Origin of the sequence: Haloplanus natans DSM 17983 (assembly GCF_000427685.1) — an archaeon.
GTDB lineage: Archaea > Halobacteriota > Halobacteria > Halobacteriales > Haloferacaceae > Haloplanus > Haloplanus natans.
Map to the genome: position 1 here is coordinate 69,027 of NZ_ATYM01000003.1, position 15,539 is coordinate 84,565.

General features: G+C 58.3%; 16 protein-coding genes. 3 read left to right on the forward strand and 13 right to left on the reverse strand.

Annotation, left to right across the window (positions count from 1 at the left end; genetic code table 11):
• Positions 1 to 21: 21 nt before the first annotated feature.
• The 4 genes from HALNA_RS00280 to HALNA_RS19010 form a co-directional block, all read right to left on the reverse strand.
• Positions 22 to 561, reverse strand: coding sequence for a hypothetical protein (locus HALNA_RS00280; RefSeq protein WP_049934202.1), 540 nt, complete (start codon positions 559 to 561; stop codon positions 22 to 24).
• Position 562: 1 nt separating this feature from the next.
• Complete coding sequence (locus HALNA_RS00285) at positions 563 to 1,534, reverse strand: ParA family protein (protein WP_049934204.1); 972 nt, start codon at positions 1,532 to 1,534, stop codon at positions 563 to 565.
• Between the two features lie 266 nt (positions 1,535 to 1,800).
• Positions 1,801 to 2,265 carry a DUF555 domain-containing protein gene (locus HALNA_RS00290; protein ID WP_049934205.1) on the reverse strand — a complete coding sequence of 155 codons (465 nt, stop codon included), beginning with the start codon at positions 2,263 to 2,265 and terminating at the stop codon, positions 1,801 to 1,803.
• Positions 2,266 to 2,399: 134 nt separating this feature from the next.
• Positions 2,400 to 3,551, reverse strand: a complete 1,152-nt coding sequence (locus tag HALNA_RS19010) for a MarR family transcriptional regulator (RefSeq protein WP_084509809.1) — start codon at positions 3,549 to 3,551, stop codon at positions 2,400 to 2,402.
• Between the two features lie 400 nt (positions 3,552 to 3,951).
• Here HALNA_RS19010 and HALNA_RS21725 point away from each other — a divergent pair, with 400 nt between their 5' ends.
• From HALNA_RS21725 to HALNA_RS00305, 3 genes are all read left to right on the forward strand, one after another.
• Complete coding sequence (locus HALNA_RS21725; RefSeq protein ID WP_449404858.1) at positions 3,952 to 4,104, forward strand: DUF7837 family putative zinc-binding protein; 153 nt, start codon at positions 3,952 to 3,954, stop codon at positions 4,102 to 4,104.
• Positions 4,105 to 4,170: 66 nt separating this feature from the next.
• The gene (locus HALNA_RS00300; protein WP_049934208.1) at positions 4,171 to 4,593 is read left to right on the forward strand and encodes a TRAM domain-containing protein; all 423 of its coding nucleotides are present in this window, start codon (positions 4,171 to 4,173) and stop codon (positions 4,591 to 4,593) included.
• Between the two features lie 344 nt (positions 4,594 to 4,937).
• On the forward strand, positions 4,938 to 6,242 hold the full coding sequence (locus tag HALNA_RS00305; RefSeq protein ID WP_049934209.1) for a tyrosine-type recombinase/integrase: 1,305 nt from the start codon (positions 4,938 to 4,940) through the stop codon (positions 6,240 to 6,242).
• A 36-nt stretch (positions 6,243 to 6,278) separates the two neighbouring features.
• On the opposite strand, the gene HALNA_RS00310 is transcribed toward HALNA_RS00305, so the two are convergent.
• The 9 genes from HALNA_RS00310 to HALNA_RS00345 all read right to left on the reverse strand — a co-directional run bounded on the left by HALNA_RS00310 (position 6,279) and on the right by HALNA_RS00345 (position 15,282).
• Complete coding sequence (locus tag HALNA_RS00310) at positions 6,279 to 7,904, reverse strand: hypothetical protein (protein ID WP_049934210.1); 1,626 nt, start codon at positions 7,902 to 7,904, stop codon at positions 6,279 to 6,281.
• Complete coding sequence (locus tag HALNA_RS00315) at positions 7,901 to 8,686, reverse strand: ABC transporter ATP-binding protein (RefSeq protein WP_049934211.1); 786 nt, start codon at positions 8,684 to 8,686, stop codon at positions 7,901 to 7,903. Before HALNA_RS00315 ends, HALNA_RS00310 begins: the two co-directional genes overlap by 4 nt.
• A 290-nt stretch (positions 8,687 to 8,976) precedes the next feature.
• Positions 8,977 to 9,405 (reverse strand): hypothetical protein, encoded by a 429-nt coding sequence (locus HALNA_RS00320; RefSeq protein ID WP_157573362.1) that lies wholly within the window; start codon positions 9,403 to 9,405, stop codon positions 8,977 to 8,979.
• 354 nt (positions 9,406 to 9,759) lie between these two features.
• Positions 9,760 to 10,923 carry an RNA-guided endonuclease InsQ/TnpB family protein gene (locus HALNA_RS00325; RefSeq protein ID WP_245575957.1) on the reverse strand — a complete coding sequence of 388 codons (1,164 nt, stop codon included), beginning with the start codon at positions 10,921 to 10,923 and terminating at the stop codon, positions 9,760 to 9,762.
• Positions 10,924 to 11,030: 107 nt separating this feature from the next.
• The gene (locus HALNA_RS19580) at positions 11,031 to 11,219 is read right to left on the reverse strand and encodes a hypothetical protein (RefSeq protein WP_157573363.1); all 189 of its coding nucleotides are present in this window, start codon (positions 11,217 to 11,219) and stop codon (positions 11,031 to 11,033) included.
• Between the two features lie 474 nt (positions 11,220 to 11,693).
• Complete coding sequence (locus tag HALNA_RS00330) at positions 11,694 to 12,245, reverse strand: hypothetical protein (protein WP_049934213.1); 552 nt, start codon at positions 12,243 to 12,245, stop codon at positions 11,694 to 11,696.
• Positions 12,238 to 12,867 carry a DUF7437 domain-containing protein gene (locus tag HALNA_RS00335; RefSeq protein WP_211225963.1) on the reverse strand — a complete coding sequence of 210 codons (630 nt, stop codon included), beginning with the start codon at positions 12,865 to 12,867 and terminating at the stop codon, positions 12,238 to 12,240. The genes HALNA_RS00330 and HALNA_RS00335 overlap by 8 nt, the downstream gene beginning before the upstream one ends.
• A 174-nt stretch (positions 12,868 to 13,041) precedes the next feature.
• Entirely contained in the window at positions 13,042 to 13,968 is a 927-nt protein-coding gene (locus tag HALNA_RS00340; RefSeq protein WP_049934214.1) for a transcription initiation factor IIB, read from the reverse strand.
• A 411-nt stretch (positions 13,969 to 14,379) separates the two neighbouring features.
• A complete protein-coding gene (locus HALNA_RS00345) occupies positions 14,380 to 15,282 on the reverse strand; it encodes an SOSS complex subunit B family protein (protein ID WP_049934215.1) in 903 nt (300 codons plus the stop codon).
• Positions 15,283 to 15,539 lie beyond the last annotated feature (257 nt).

Here is a 15,539-nt window from a genome sequence, read left to right on the forward strand (position 1 = left end):
CACGATGATGTCCATCTCATTTTATGCACTTTCCGCCCCCCACTCCCGTGCTGCTTCTGCCAACAGTTCTGGCTGATGATAAGCAAGAATGAGTGCCAGCTCCCGGAGATCGGTCAGAGGAACGTCTCCATCGAGAATCTCATTAACCCCCTGCGAGCAGGCTGCCTCGAGATCAAGCACGCTTGATTGCAGGAAAAACGTCTTCTTCTCCGCTCGCCCGTCGTTCACGCCATCGCGTCCGAGTGCCCAGGCGTGGGGCTTTTCGTAAGTCTCGGGGACGAACTCACGGGCCAATCGCGCTGCGTCGATCTCCGTCTCGGATTCGACCTCGAGCATAACCCCGTCGTCTGAGCCGGCGGCCTCATCCGTTTCGCCCGTCCTACTGCGTGCACTGCTTGCTCCAGTGCTCCCGTTACTGTCCGACTCGGTACTCGTCATCGGCTTACTCTCTGCTTCCTGTACTTGTTCCGACCGGCCTTCCTCCGCCTCTTCGCTCTCCTCCTCGCTCGCGAAGAGGTCGTTCGGATCGTCACCGGCGCCGGATTCGAAGGATCCACCCATCTCAGTTCACCCCCGCGGTCTGGTCGACCGCACCATCTGTGACGTCGGCGTCAGCGAACGGAATCTCGACATCTCCCCAGAAGTCGTCACCCGTGAACAGCTCCTCGCTGTCCCAAGCCTCTTCGGGGAGCGGGTTACCGAACGTCGCACAGATCGTCGCGACCAGTGTCCGGTACTTCGGCAGGATATTGCGCTCGGACTTCCGGATTCGGCTCCGGTGTTCGTTGAACAGCTGGAAGATGGAGACGTACTGCTCCTCGGCCGATTCGAACGCGCTCAGCGATTTGAAATAGACTGGTGCGTCGTACTCGTCGCACAGTTTCCGGGCGTAGTCTTTGTGATCGCCCTTGCGGGTATCGACCATCGTAGGGATGACGGCTGTGCGTCCGATGTTGATGTCCTGATTTTCGGCGAACCCTTGAGCGCTGTCGGCGACCCCGTCGATACTCTCGAATCCCGACCTGGTCGGCACGGCGGGGATGACCACGTTCCGGGTAGCGTATAGCGCCATGTAATATACGGTATCCGCCTTCGCGTTCGGGTCGATGATCACGACGTCGTACTCGCTCGGTACGTCGTTCTTTCGGAGGACCTCGAGAAGTCGTTCGTACCGGGGGTACTCCCAGTCGTCGGGTTTGGTCTGCCCGATGTAGTTCTCGTGGGAGTCGAGGAATTCGTCGACGCGATTGAGCCGCTTGTGCGACGGGAGGACGTCGACGTTCGGTTCCGCGGTCCGGATCAGGTCGGTGAAGTCGCCCTGGCCCTGCTCGACGAGGTGGAACGTCAGATCGTCGGCGTCCGGATTGCGCTTGTTGTCATCGACGCCGAGGTAGTTGCTCAGGCTTCCGTTTTGAGCGTCCATGTCGATCAGCAGCACACGCTGTCCGACTTCGGCGTGGGCTGCCGCGAGGTCTCGGGCGACCGTCGTCTTCCCCTGCCCGCCCGACTGATTGTAGACGGTATAGGCTTGCATGTCCGACCATTCAGCACAGTCACTCATAAAGTTCCGTCAGACAAATCATTCTGCCTAACTACTTAGAATGATTAGTAAGAGTGGGTACTAAGACTGATTAGTCAGCCTGTTCGTTTACTCTTAGTCGTTAGTCTTAGCATACAGTCTTAGTACTTGGTCGGGTTGATTAGCACTTATATATGGTATGATGAGACAGTATGATCCAGCAGTCTGATCGGAAGAATCGGCATACGGAGGCCGATTACCAACCAGCTCGAACTCGGTTTTCAGTCTGCCGGCGTGATGTCGACGGACGCCAGCGGGGTGTTATCGAGGTGCGGCCCGACCTCGCGTCTAGCGATCTTTTCGGCGGTATCTGGATCCTCGGCATCGACTACGACCTCGAGGAACAGTCCGACGAGCGCGGTTTCTGAAACCAGTAGGAGTGCTTCAGATCCGGTGCCACAGCTGTGGCATCCGATCTGCTGGACACTGATATCGACGCTGCGCGTCCGTTCACCCGGCGCTCCAACACGTCTCCCGACCTCACTGACGGCGATGTTGATCGCGTCCTGTCCGGTTTCGGCTCCTCGGACGACCCAGCCGAAGGAGAGCACGACGGTATAACCGCCAGGAAAGCCATTCTCGGTAGTCGATTCGTGATCTCTCTCGTCGTCTCGGTCGTCCCCCTCACTCTGGTCGGTGGAGTTGAGGTTCCAGGCCGGGGCAGTTTTTGGACTTCGTTCGGCCATGTCTGCTCACATGGCAACTGAGTTGAATTATGTATCTCCCTAAACACTGTAACGAGTCGTGCAACGAAATTTTCCACAGTTGATCCCCTGCTCGTACTGCTTCTGAGCACCGCTCGGACTCGTTCTGCTCTACGTTAGTTGTGAGTACTGCGGCCTTTCGCTTGCTTTACAGAAGGCGCATCGGGAGGATTTCCCTCAGCGTACTTTGTATCGAAGAATGCTGTCGCCCACCTCACCACTGCTGAATCGGTCGATTCGAGTCCTGCTGCCGTTGCATCCGTCATCTCTGTTGTCGGTGCCGGGGCGAGAATTACGCGCGTCTCATCACAGATTGCGAGGTGGACCGAGAGTGGGCCAGTGACGCACCGAATCGTTCCCCTCTGCCGTGTTGCCTCTTTTTCGACGTACGAGCCGAACTCCTGCAGGGCTTGCACGGTAGCGCTTCCCCCGGTGAACGCGGCTAAGACGGGTTCGGTGAAGACGACTCTCGCGTCAGTACCGCTGTTTTGGAATAATGGCCAATATGCGGCTACGAGAGCCGGGCTCGCGATCGTAGACATCCAACGGAAGATTTCGATATCCGTGTCGACACACTGGGTGAGCGCGCTAAGCACGTTGTGTGGTTGATCCGGTGCGTTCCGGATGACTCTCGCTCCATCGAAGGCCTCGATCGGGAGGGTATCGAGCGTCGACGGTAGCCACCGCAGGACGTCCCGTTTCTCGAGTGCCTGGGTGATCACGCCACTGAATTTCGTATACGCGTCTAGGAGACGATGTCCTGCTCTCGTCAACTCGCACGCACCAGCCTGCTCACGGACGTATCCCCCGGACGTGAAGAGGTTGAGTATTCGATGGATCGTCGTTCGTGAGGGCCCGTTTTCTCGCGTCGCCGTTGTTGCGAGCGTCGCTTTTCGGGCTGGGGTGCGTTTGAGCGCTCGGAGAACCCACTGTTTGTGTGGTGACCGAGCGAGTTGGACGAGACCGTTGCTATCGGTTTCGTTGCAGAGGTCGTGGTAGGTCCGTCTCACGACCTCACCAGAACACGTAAGCGCGAGTCTTGCAGGCCCAGAACGAATTAATCCGGCTTCTTCGAGCGGCTCGCAGGCTCGATATGCCGTTTGACGAGTTACGCTGATTCGGTCTGCGAGCTCTCGAACTGAGAGTTCCTCTTTGCGGAGCGCATCGAGCGTTCTGATACGGGTCGGGTCAGGTATTTTCTCCGGGGAGCAAATACCCGCTTTCCCCCGCGAGTCGAGGAGTGAACGGAGTAACTCGTCGGGGGTCATCTTCGATCACTGCCTACGGAGAGGATGTGAGTGCGAATAGCCGTTGCGCCGAGAGCAGGTGAGACTACAGTGGGTTTCGTGGGCTTACCTACCGACAAGTCAACGGTGGCATCTATTCCGGAATTTCGTACCAGCAGAATTCGGTTGCGTCGCACTCGGGACAGGTTTCGACCTCGGGAGTAACCGTCATCCCACAGTGACGGCACTCGACTACAATAGTCGGCCCAGCATCACCGAGTAGTTGAGCGAGTACTGTCCGGATGCTCATCGCCGGGATTCGAGTTGCGAGGGAGTTAGTTTTGGCGGACACTCAGGTACTAGTCCACACAAAGCTTACACCAGAAGATAGCTCTACGGCCAGTTGGAAGGGAAATTGTCACACGCTCCCTTCCCTCCCCTAATGATCAACGATAGTCGGACACATGGGCGATGCCCGATGTGTGATGAGATCATTTCTGCAGCACATATCTTAGTTGAATATAAGAAAAACAACGGAGCGACCGGTATCTGGGCGGAGTGTCTCCTCTGCGATGATGTCGTGAGTCCCGAGTGAATTCAGAATACGGTACGACAGCAGAGTCAAGTGTTCTGCTCTATTACGCCACCTAGAGGCCTACTAATGGAAATCTCCGAAGAACTTGAATGTCTGTTTTCAGCTTCGATTGCGGAACAGGACGGCTCATATGTAATCCATATCCCAGAGCGCGAACTGCAATTGGGCGATCTACAGCAAGGAGAAACATATCGCGTCGCACTCGTATCTTCCCCGACACAGAGCGAGCCAGAACAGAGCGAACAGGCCGAAACGAGATCACAGACCCAGCGCGAGTCACTGGAACCACCGGTCGAGGAAGGTGAGACTCGGGACGTTGAGATTGAAGATATCGGCGAACAGGGCGATGGCATCACTCGAGTTGAGCGTGGCTTCGTCGTGATCGTTCCCGATACGAAAGCGAGTGAGCGAGTCAAAATTGAGATTACCGATGTACGGCAGAATGTTGCTTTTGCCGAGGTTGTCGATCGCTTGAGTTACTACGAGTAATTTCGTACTTTTCGCTACGATCAGCGGACGAGCTGGAACCCGCAGGTACTGACAGAATGGGCCTCCTGCTAGTTTTCTACGCAGAGTTCTATAACACGAGATGGGGTTGCTGAAACGCACTGCCAGGCCACCGGAATTGGTATAGCGACATATAGTTTATTCCTTGTGCGCATTAATCATCGTCCACAACCGTTGAGTTAACAGACTGTAGCGGTCTGGATATTCCCAAGTATTATAATACATATGACTAAAAGATTCTACTGACCAGGAATGGCCGACTCAGATCCACCCCGAACCGCAGCACAACGGCTTCTCCTTCCGCGAATCGATGGAGTCGTGATACCGTGAATGACGACCTCGACGAGAGTACTTCTGTAGTTCAGAGTGACCCTGACGACATCTCGTGGACCCTGCTCGATCTCGATGAACTCATCGACACCTACTGGAACACCATCGCGCCGATGATGCGCGAGGACGGACTTGACCCCGAAGCGGACCGACCGACCCACGCGTGGCTGTCTGCCAACGGCTTCCGCGGGTTAGTCTATGCACTGCGAGAGTACCACGGTCGGACGTTCGGCGAGTTCTGGAGCAAAGACCTCGATCTCGAGAAACAAGCGGAGGGGTACGACTGGGGAACAGGTCACGAGCCGACCGTCGACCTGTTAGAGACGTACATCGAGAGCCGGCGTGAACGCGGAGAGTTGAGCGACTCTTCTGCTGATACGCTCCGCTACCGGATCGCGAAGTACGTCCGGGCCTATCGTGACGTCAACGACTCCGGTGATCTACTGGGGCCAGTCGCCCGTGATAGTGACGCTCCCGCATACGAGGCTACTGACGCCGCGTGGGCGGCGTTTGACCGACTCGACGGGGAATTGGCGCCGCGAACGATGCGCCGAATTCACGAGGCCGTCGACGACTGGTACGCGCATTTGATCCGACGCAAACGGGCAGCGGTCAACCCCGTCGCCGGCCTCGAAGACGAGTATCGGTGGAGCCGCCGAGTGAACGGCACCGACGAGAGTCCCTCGAACCCCGCGCTCGATCCTGCTCATGTCCGAGCGCTATACGAGACGGCCTCGACTGCGGGCGAGCGACTCCTCGTGGTGGCACTGTGTGGGTGGGGCCTCCGATCGGGCGAAGTGGCGGCCCTCCACCGTTCACAGCTCGTGCTGGATCCGCCGGAGGCTGATGTCCCATACGTGAACTTCGAGGAGCGGAAGAACGGTCCCGGCCAAGTATCGATTCTCTTCGGTCGGGATGCGGCGATGGACCGACTTGCTGAACTGGGTGAACGGAACTCGTGGAACGGTTATCTGTTTCCCTCTTTTCGTTCGTCCTCAGGCCACCGGACACGGCAGACGATCCTCAGCCGATTCGACGACCTCGCTGAGAGAGCTGGTCTTCCCGACGACATCGCCGGCACGAAGCCGGTGCCACAGATGGCCCGGCGATTCTGGTACGACGCGTACGCTTCCACTCAGGAGGCCATTCTCGAGGAAGTCGGTGAAATTGCGGCCGAACAGGGGAGTGCAAGCGCCGAAGTCGTTCTTCAGGAGTATCTCTCCCCAGAGCGACGGCGACGACTCCGTCGTGAATACATGCGTGAGCGTCTTGACGAAGCTTTCGGGGAGGTCTCGACGTGAATATCGCCGGCGAGCGTTGGTCCAGTCAGAGAGCGTTCAATCGAGGACGTATCGTCGATATCGTCTCCGCGAATACCAGTATGAGAGGGACGGAAGGGCCACAGTAGGAACAAGATAGAGAGTAAGCCCGCCGATTAGAATGCCTGTCACCACCAGATTGCCAGTGAGTCCGAACCACGTAATCCCGAGGCCGATGAGCGTTCCTCCGATCACGACGAACGAGTACCCGATGAGAACGAGTGTCGACGGAGCTACGGTCTTGGCACCCCAGAGCTCGCGTTCCTCGTAGATGGGATACGCACAGCCGAGTCCGAGGGCGAACAACGCAGCTAAGAGACTGAAGCCGATCCCAACGGTCGCGAACGTGATTCCGTAGAGTGGGCGTGTTCCAGCCATGATGCTGGCAAGCGGGACGAGGATGACAAATGGAAGTCCGGAAGCGAGCCCCGCGAGCATTCGTCCACGGAGAAACGTTTGCGGAGCAGTCTCGGTGAGAAGAACCAGTGGGAGTTGCGGGCGATCGCCACCGAGAGGATTCAGCCCGAATGTCGCTCCGGATAGATACACTCCAAACAGGACCCCCATTCCCGCGATGAGCAGCGGGAATCGCTCGCTGGAGGAACTTTGAAAGAAGGTACCAGCCATTGGCCCTACCAGGAAGACCAGCATGAGCAGGTGTGAGAACTCCTGTGGATGACGGACGGCCCGAAGGAGGTGTCCCCAGGCGATCCGTCCGGATTTCGTCCACGAGAACGGTTGCGGTGGTGAGAATCCACCAGTCGGCGCGGACGTTTGTGATGGTGCCGCTACCGAGTCACTTCGAACCGGTTCATCAGTGAACCAGAGAGCTGTCGCTTGACGCTCAGCGACAGTCAAGCCGATCGGGATGAGTCCGATCCACATCACGAGGACGACTGCTGCCGTCGGCGTGAGTGGGGTTGAAATCGGTGTGCCAACGAACCCGAGTGCAAGATAGTCGACGAGTGGGGCGAGCGAGAGGAGAGACAGTGCAGTTTCGATCGAGAATGATCCGTTGACGAGATATCGTGCGACGACCTGTGAAAGGATAACTATACTGATGAGTGCGAGAACGCCGACCACTTTGAGGAGACGACGAACCGTCGGCAATCGACGAAGGACGCGGAGGCCACCAATGCCCGTGGCGTAGCCCCAGATCGCCATACAACAGACCATCGGTAGTATCACGATGCCAGCAGTAACGACGAGGAGTGGGGAACCGAGGCCAACGGCGAACGTTCCGGTTATTGTGACGAGCGGAATTCCGAACCAGAGCAGTAGTCTTCCAACCTCCGCAGAGAGCAGACCGACGACGATAGCTCGGGGATGCACGGTAGTGAGGAGCAGGTCTTCAGTGTCAACGCTCCCGAGGCGCTCCATCGTTCGTAACGCGGCGAGCAAGAAGATACCGAGGGGTAGAAGAGTCGCCGTTGGCTCGAAGTACGGAATCGTGGATACTGACCGAACACTCCTGCCGAGTACGTAGATGCCGGGGAGTAGAAAGAGAAGGTTGCCACCGAAAAATAGGAGAGCGATGGCGAGCCCGATGATTCGTCTGGTGTCACGGACATAGCGACGGACGCTCCGAACGAATTCTGCACGCCCGATACGACCACCGTGGCGGAGGTCTTGGCGCAGACTCATCCTTCTTCCTCGGTTGTCGCTCCGGTGGAGACATCGATGTCACTGGTGACTGCGAGGAAGGCATCTTCGAGCGTACTTCCGGCTCCGGTCTCGGCGCGCTCCTTGACTTCGTCCGGTGTCCCCTCAGCGACGAGGCGGCCCTCGAACAGGACACCGACGCTGTCGGCCACCTCCTCGACGACCGGGAGGATGTGTGTCGAGAGGAAGACCGTCGTTCCGGTATCGGCGAACTCGGAAATCGACTGGCGGATGGTTCGTGCGGCCCGCGGGTCGAGGCCACTCGTCGGCTCGTCGAGAAAGAGGACATCGGGGTCGTGAAGCACGCTCTGAATGAACGCCGTTTTCTGTTCCATCCCCTTCGAGTAGGAACTGATTCGTTTCCCGGCATCGTCGGCGAGTTCGAATCGATCGAGGTACGAATCGATCCGGTCCTGAGCAGTTTCCGAAGGAATGTCTCTCAGGTCGGCGACGTACTCAAGTTGCTCGCGAGCACTGAATTCCTCGTACAGTGGCGGTGTCTCGGGGAGATAGCCTACGTGCGGAACGAGGGCACGGCGATCATCGACTGGGGTGTCGGAGATACGGGCCTCACCAGAGGTAGGTGTGGAAAGCCCGGTCAGGACTCGCATCGTCGTCGTCTTTCCGGCGCCGTTCGGACCGAGAAAGCCATAGACCGTTCCGGTGGGGATGGTTAGCGAAACCCCATCGAGCGCCGTCTCAGCGCCATACGTCTTCTTCAGCTCGATCGCTTCGATGGCAACGTCGTCATTTGCGGAGGGCATGGGGACTACAGAACAGTTCTGTGAAATGATCCCTATACGTTTCGGACGCTGAATGGGGAGCTGTTTCGGCTGGGCATCGTCGTGCCCGAATCACAGTGGACGCGGTGTGCATTGGTCCACGAACTGGAAGATGGTTGGTTTATTGTTATTTATCGAAATATATCACGTAAGTAGTCAGTATTATACGTAATTGATTCGCGGCACGATACTCTGCGTGTTTGTCCATGGTTACCCCACGTAGACCTCTCCTCTCTTCGTGGGGTAACTCTTGGCCTCAGTTGGGTGAACCATCACAATTGGCTTGCTGGGCCGTGTTCGTCACCAAGGACCTCCTTGAGATCGAACGTTTCTCCCTCCTCGACCACGTCAGCAACATCACAGACGAATCGGAGTGCGTGGATCTCTGCTTCGAGGGTGGCGATTTGCTCTTCTCGCTCCCGAATCCCCGTCCTGAGTGTTGCCACAAAGTGAGTATCTGTCGCTTCTGAGGAAGGATGCGTCGGTAGTGCTGTCTCGGGTAGTCGTCCGTCGGGGCGGGGAATCCGGCCAGCGTCGAGTTCGAGTTGGACCCGCCGGACGTGTTTGCAGGGCGCAGGCGTATCGGGGTCCTGGTGATCGGGGCAGCTACATGTTTCGTCCAGCAGATCCACCTCGTAGGTATTTCCCGACGCTGAATCAACCTCGTAGCACCCGCCCCAGTAAAGCAGTGCGATGTCCATGTCGTCCTCTCGTGCTCTCTCGGAGCGGGCATCATCCCGAACCTGTTGGTCGTCCTCGCTCTTCGAAGTTGTCGATGAATCGATAACAGACATTCTGAGTTACCTGTCTGGAGCGATCAGTCGTCTGATCCGCCCACTACCCTGTTCGGGCTGATAAATTCCCACGTAGAAGGAAAGAGAGTACAGAGAGTAGCGGAATGAGAGCCGTCCTCTGGCGAGAATCCTCCTCTTGCGGACTACAATCCGAGATCTTGGACTCCATTCTGAGTCCACACTCTCGCTCCTAGTTTACGATAAGAGCATTCACTAAGAGTCACTAGTAAGATTCAGATAGGAGCCACTCTGGCCAGATGGCTATCGCGCCTCTGATCGAGTCGATACACTGCGAGTTTGTATGTTACCGGCGTCACCCACGGTTGATCTATCGCCCAAATAATCCGCGTGCAGCTCCCTTCCACACTTCAGGCCCTCAAACTCGTCACCGTCACGGTTGTCCTCGTGCGTGAACCCGCACTCGCCATGACTGCACCGCTGCGACGTGTACGCAGGGGCAACATCGTCCACGTCAATACCGTATTCTTCGGCCTTGTATTCGACATGGCGTTGGAGTTCGCGGAACGACCACTGCTGGAACTTCGAGGCGTTCGAGATGCGTTCGCGGATATGTTTCAGATTCTCGAACGCAATCGCCGTGCAGTCGTTCTCCACGGCTTCCTGCACAATCGCTTTCGAGACGCGGTGGAGGTAGTCGGTGCTCCACCGGGCGAACCGTGAGCCGATACTCTTGATGGTGAGATGCGCGGAACGAGTGCCTGTCTGTTGGAGGTTGCCGCGCCGACGTTCGTACTCGTCGCGGCGGTGGTTGAGGTAGTCTGCGTTTCCAAGGTAGGCTCCTGTGCTGGTGACGGCGAGAGAGCCGTCCACGTTCAAATCGACGCCGAGAACCACTCCGTTCTCGGTCGAATCGTCGCCAGAATCAGCCGATTCGACTTCGTTCTCGACAGCGACGTGGAGGTAGTACGTGCCGTCCCGCTTGTGGAGCGTCGCTTCCTTCTTTTCCCAGTCGTCCGTCCAATACTCCGCGAACGGCGTCCCCGCGTCGTCTTCGGGTGTGACGAACTGGGCGGTCACGCGGTCGCCCACGGTGGCGAGCGTAACGTGGTCGTCGTACGTGATGGTCCGACCGTTGTACACAACGACACTCCCTCGAAACTCGGGCTTACTTGCTTTCTTGGCGTCGTCAAGGATGCGGTCTTTGCAGTTGCCGAGTGCGTCGGCGGCGAGGTTGCGGGCGGACTGGACGAGACTGGCTTGCAGACTGGTCTGCTCCCGAACCTCTGAGTACGTCTGTTCGTGGAGCGTGTTTTTGCTATCCGTTATTCGAGTGGGGTCGTCGTTCCATCCAGCGTCGGCGACGCGTTGGGCCGCTTGACGGAATTGCTCGAACGTCTCATCGAGAACGCTGTGTGCGTCCTCGGGAACGTCGAGCTTTATTTGGATGTTGCGGACGACCTCCATACCTCATAAACATGCTTAGAGAGGTTGAAAGTATTTGTTTAGGCGTGGGGAGTCGGCCTTGCCATCGCGTGTGGTTTTGCCGTCGAGTGTCGGCTTCCTCCCCGACCTCAAGGGTCGGGTATCCGCCTCGCAATCTCTATGAAATCGAGTCGGATGCGATGTTCGATCGGTTCGATGGTCGGAGGTTCGTCGTTGACGTCGTAGCGGTGCTGCTGATCGGTCTTCGCGAGCGCTCCTGGCGGGAGCGAGAGCGGCGGAAGACTCCCCTTGCTGGAATGAATTCGTCGTGTTGTCATGGCCTCACTCCCCTGTGGGTGATGAATCGAGAACAAAACCGTACAGGGAGGCTCGGTCAGACGGCGCTGTTGAACTTCTCAATAGCTGATGGGTTCCGACGGTCCTGCTGAATACAGGGCGCAAGTGGGTCATTGATCATCAGTTGGAAGTGGACGAAGTACGCCATACCAGAATCGGTAGCAAAGTCTTCCAAGACTATCGCCGAGTGCGAAATCATGGAACGTTGATTTCGATGTCTGTGAGCCTAATACCACGCCGACGATAGCTAGCAATACCCCAAGCAATCCACGGTGTTTCCAGTTTGACCGAATCCCTCCCATGTCACGGTCACGCGCCCATGAACTGCCGATAGCGTATATTACACCAGCAACAAACAATTCTCTTCGCAACTGGATTCCTTCTTTCTGTGCAGTCACGATCTAAGTCGAGTATGAACGGCAGTCTTTCGAGGGCAAGATACCCGAATGTACGCCTCAGTCATACTGATACTGTTCTATGTACTCGATACTGTCCCAGATACTGAGTACGCGGATGCGACCGTCGTAGTACGTGTTGTTGATTACTGCGGATATCGCTCGTTCAGCGTTCCGGTCGTCGATGAGAATCCCCACAGACTCATGCGCGGTTGACCCAAGGAGCAGTACGGCAGCTGCAGGGAGTTCTGAATCGGTCTTTCGCAGTTCGTCTGGATCCGTCTGCTCAACGTCTGCTAGTCGTTCGTGGACCCGGTCCATGACCTCTCCAGCACGCGGCCCGTCGTGAACACGGACGCCCGGCTGGACAGCGTCAAGGAGCGTAATCCACTCCGTCGTATCGGCACGGTCGACCCAGTCAATGCTGATGTATCCCTGTTGCTCCGAAACCTCTTCTACGACACCCTGAGTCAGATAGAGGTGGACGCCCTCTGATTTGACGTACTGAATAAAGATCTGATAGGCGTCACTCTCAGTCCCTCCGACGGTTCGGAGGAAGCTCGTATCGAGAACTAAAGCCGTCGGGAACGGCGACGGATGGGCCTCACTCATCGGGGCGCTGGTACGGTCCCTGTTCGAGGGCCCGCTCGTGAACGTCCACCTCGAAGGCCACGTCGCTGAGCGTCGGGTCGAAGTTCTTCACGACGGCTAGGACCCGCCCGATCGCTTGCGTCACCGCGATGGCCTCGACAGCGGGGACGCCGAGGTCGTCGGCAACACCACGACGGGTCGTCTCACCCTTTAGGTAGGTAATCGTGCCCATCACCGCCGGTGCAAGCGCCGCCTTCCCGTGGCGATCTACGTAGAGTTCGAGGTCGTCGTCGACGCTGGTTGCGCCGTAGACGGCGATGATGGCAGGCCCGAATTCGAGGGTGATCTCATCGGTCCAATCGCCGCTCACCGGGTCGGCACGCCAGAGCGCTGACCCGTCCTCGTATTCGTCCAGTTCCTCCGCGACGCCCAACTCCGCCAGCATATTGGCGTACTTGTACGCGGTACTTTTTGAGAAGTCCTGACGCTCACGGGTTGCGGTAATCGTCGTCGGGGAGTTGATGAGGAGGTCCGCGTAGAAACGGGCGAGGTCGGGGGTACCGAGCAATTCCTGGATGACGAAAAACCGGTGGGCAGTGTGTCCCGCACCCGGTAGCTGAACAGAGGCTGATGCGTCCGACATATTCCATAGTACGCGAACTATATACTAAGCGTTTGGGGTGTAAATCAAGACGATGAGTCGGTGTGCAGGTAGACCTCCTCACCGTCATATAATTGTAAAGATAGATGGAATCAACTCTGTTAGAAGCGTTCTATTACACCCTCTACAGACAAGAGAGAATCAACAGCGTGGACGTTACACGGCGAGTTCGTCCAGCGCATCGCGATGGGTCCGAATAGTGACCACCGAGACGTTCGCAACGTCAGCGACGTCCGACTGGGTGAGCCACCGTCCGTCTTCGCGTCCGGCCTTGTACAGACAGGCTGCGGCGAACCCAGATGGTCGAACTCCCGTGGTTGCTCCGGTCGATTCGGATGCTTCCGCCAGCTGCCGAGCCCGCTGCCGGATCTGATCGGAGACGTCGAGCTCCGAGGCCAACCGCGGAACGAACGCACTCGGCGTCACGGGTTGGGCTGGCAGGCCAAGTTCCGTATTCAGCGTCGTGTATGCGTTCGTCACCCGCGATTGCTCGACGCGCGCCGACTCGGTGATGTCGTCTAGCGTTCGCGGCTGCCCGTTACACCGACACGCCCCGTAGACACTCGCGGTGGCCATCGCCTCGATCGACCGGCCCTGCAGGAGGTCCTCGTTCTGAGCGCTGCGGAATAGCTGGCAGGCCTGGTCACGGATCGTCTCGGATAGTTCGAGCGCACTACTGATCCGGCGGACTTCACTAAGCCCGTGTGCGAGGTTGCGTTCGGCTTTCGACTGAAATCGCCCACGGGTCTGTTCACGCCGCATTCGGAACAGACGGCGTCGCTTCTGTCCTGAGAGTTCGTTCCCGTTCGCATCGGTCCCGCGGCCGATCTCCGTCGACAACCCACGATCGTGCCGCGCCGCCGTCAACGGAGCGCCCGTGCGCTCCCGTTCGTCTTCGTCGAACCCTCGCCACTCTGGCCCGTGGTCGATCCGCTGCTCGTCAATGACCAGGCCACAGTCCTCGCAGACGGTTTCGACTGTGTTGGTGGTGACCCGGCCGTCGCACTCGGGACATTGGTTCGCACTCGATTCCGTTCGGACGTCTTCGTCAAAGCCAGTTTCGTAGATGTCTCCGGTTGCCATCGTTCTCACCGTGTTCAAGGAACTCGCCCGTACAGCGAGCCCCTCACCCATTGAGGGGGTGAAAGACTCTGCGTAGGACTGTCACACCTACTTGGATTCGGCGGTTTGAATTACGCTGTTGTCGTCCTCTACAACCGAGTAGAGGCAGTCGATTCATCGAAACCGAGGAAATGCCCAGTGATTGGCATCGTGAACGGGCGACTCTGCCTGGAGATTTCTCTATAGACGAGGCCCTCTGCAAAATTCGGGAGCTGCCCGATCCTCAGTGAACTGATCGTATAATAAAATAGACACTTGGGAGGTCGTGGCTGCGCGCGCAGCGACCACAGGGAGCGAGCACGGAGCGGAGGGTGGGGCGGCGGGGCCTGGGCCGGTCCGGCGGACAATAAAAAAGAACGATACCGCGCTCGCCTACTCGTCCCACCACCGACCGCGTTCTGGGAAGTGGATCGTCGTCCACCCGGTCACGGCTAGGGAGACACGTCCCTCGTACCAGTTCCGGGCTGCCTTGTGAATTCGAATCCGCTCGCCTTCCTTGACCCACGGGGCGTCCGATGCCTTCCAGATCGTCACGCGCGTCTTTCCGCTGTCGTCCGCGATGAGCCCCACTTGGGCGATACTCGGATGCGAAGGGTCCCACAACGTCTCGACACGCCCCTCAACGCTCACCTCCTTGCGGTCGATGTCTTCGAGTGTCTCGATTGGAACGACCCGTCCCGGCGCCGTCTGCAACGCCTCGAACGTCCCGACGACCGCCGCCATCAGACTCTTGCCACTGGCCACGGCTTCGCCCAACCGTCGCCCGATCATCGCGCGTGACCACCCGTCCAACTGCGCCGCTATGCGCTTCGCCTGCTTGTTTACCGCCGCCAACTCGTCTTGGTCGAGTCCCGCTCGGGGATCCGCCCGCTCCGGATCAGCCATCATCGGATTCGCGCTCGCCGCCCGCTTCTGGAACTGCTCACGCTGCTCAGCGCTTCGCTCCGCTACGACCTCACGCGTGCGCTGCTCCCGACCGTCCTGCGTTCCCAGCTCGGCCTGGGCACTGATGCGCTCCAGTTCTGCTTCCCGCGCCTGAATGCGCTCCTCCTGTTCGAGGGTGACGCCGTGAATCCGCTCGTTGCTCGTGTCCGCGATCCCGTCTGGGTGGTTCGCATCTACCTTTGCCTGCGTCTCCTGCTTGACTGTCGCCCGGAACTCCGGCGTCTCGTCGACGACCTCGAACCCATCCTCGTCGACCTCGAAGTCATCGTGTTTCTCGAAAGCCTGTTCATCGACCGAAACCTCATTACCGAAGACGTTCTTACCCGACATTGGTCTTAGACCTGAAGGCGCTCACGCGCCCGACACCGCGATGCTCCTACATCGCGGTTTTCCGACGACAACGACCGACAGACTCGTCTGCGCGCTCTCGCTCGCGCCTTCGCGAGCGCCCTGTGGGCGCGAGCGAGAGCGCGCCTCAGGGAGGCCACCCAACCAGCACCGCGCGCCGACCCGCCCGGAGCGAGCGACCAGCGGAGAAAGCGTGGGGGGTGAGCAGCGACGCCGCGCAACCCCTCGCGCTTTCCCGC

Coding starts and splice junctions, on each gene's coding strand:
- HALNA_RS00325 (WP_245575957.1), bottom strand. CDS start 10,923: ATGGAGGTCGTCCGCAACATCCAAATAAAGCTCGACGTTCCCGAGGAC.
- HALNA_RS00335 (WP_211225963.1), bottom strand. CDS start 12,867: ATGTCGGACGCATCAGCCTCTGTTCAGCTACCGGGTGCGGGACACACT.
- HALNA_RS00290 (WP_049934205.1), bottom strand. CDS start 2,265: ATGGCCGAACGAAGTCCAAAAACTGCCCCGGCCTGGAACCTCAACTCC.
- HALNA_RS00285 (WP_049934204.1), bottom strand. CDS start 1,534: ATGCAAGCCTATACCGTCTACAATCAGTCGGGCGGGCAGGGGAAGACG.
- HALNA_RS00310 (WP_049934210.1), bottom strand. CDS start 7,904: ATGAGTCTGCGCCAAGACCTCCGCCACGGTGGTCGTATCGGGCGTGCA.
- HALNA_RS00300 (WP_049934208.1), top strand. CDS start 4,171: ATGGAAATCTCCGAAGAACTTGAATGTCTGTTTTCAGCTTCGATTGCG.
- HALNA_RS00320 (WP_157573362.1), bottom strand. CDS start 9,405: ATGGACATCGCACTGCTTTACTGGGGCGGGTGCTACGAGGTTGATTCA.
- HALNA_RS00315 (WP_049934211.1), bottom strand. CDS start 8,686: ATGCCCTCCGCAAATGACGACGTTGCCATCGAAGCGATCGAGCTGAAG.
- HALNA_RS00345 (WP_049934215.1), bottom strand. CDS start 15,282: ATGTCGGGTAAGAACGTCTTCGGTAATGAGGTTTCGGTCGATGAACAG.
- HALNA_RS00280 (WP_049934202.1), bottom strand. CDS start 561: ATGGGTGGATCCTTCGAATCCGGCGCCGGTGACGATCCGAACGACCTC.
- HALNA_RS21725 (WP_449404858.1), top strand. CDS start 3,952: ATGATCAACGATAGTCGGACACATGGGCGATGCCCGATGTGTGATGAG.
- HALNA_RS00340 (WP_049934214.1), bottom strand. CDS start 13,968: ATGGCAACCGGAGACATCTACGAAACTGGCTTTGACGAAGACGTCCGA.
- HALNA_RS19010 (WP_084509809.1), bottom strand. CDS start 3,551: ATGACCCCCGACGAGTTACTCCGTTCACTCCTCGACTCGCGGGGGAAA.
- HALNA_RS00330 (WP_049934213.1), bottom strand. CDS start 12,245: ATGAGTGAGGCCCATCCGTCGCCGTTCCCGACGGCTTTAGTTCTCGAT.
- HALNA_RS19580 (WP_157573363.1), bottom strand. CDS start 11,219: ATGACAACACGACGAATTCATTCCAGCAAGGGGAGTCTTCCGCCGCTC.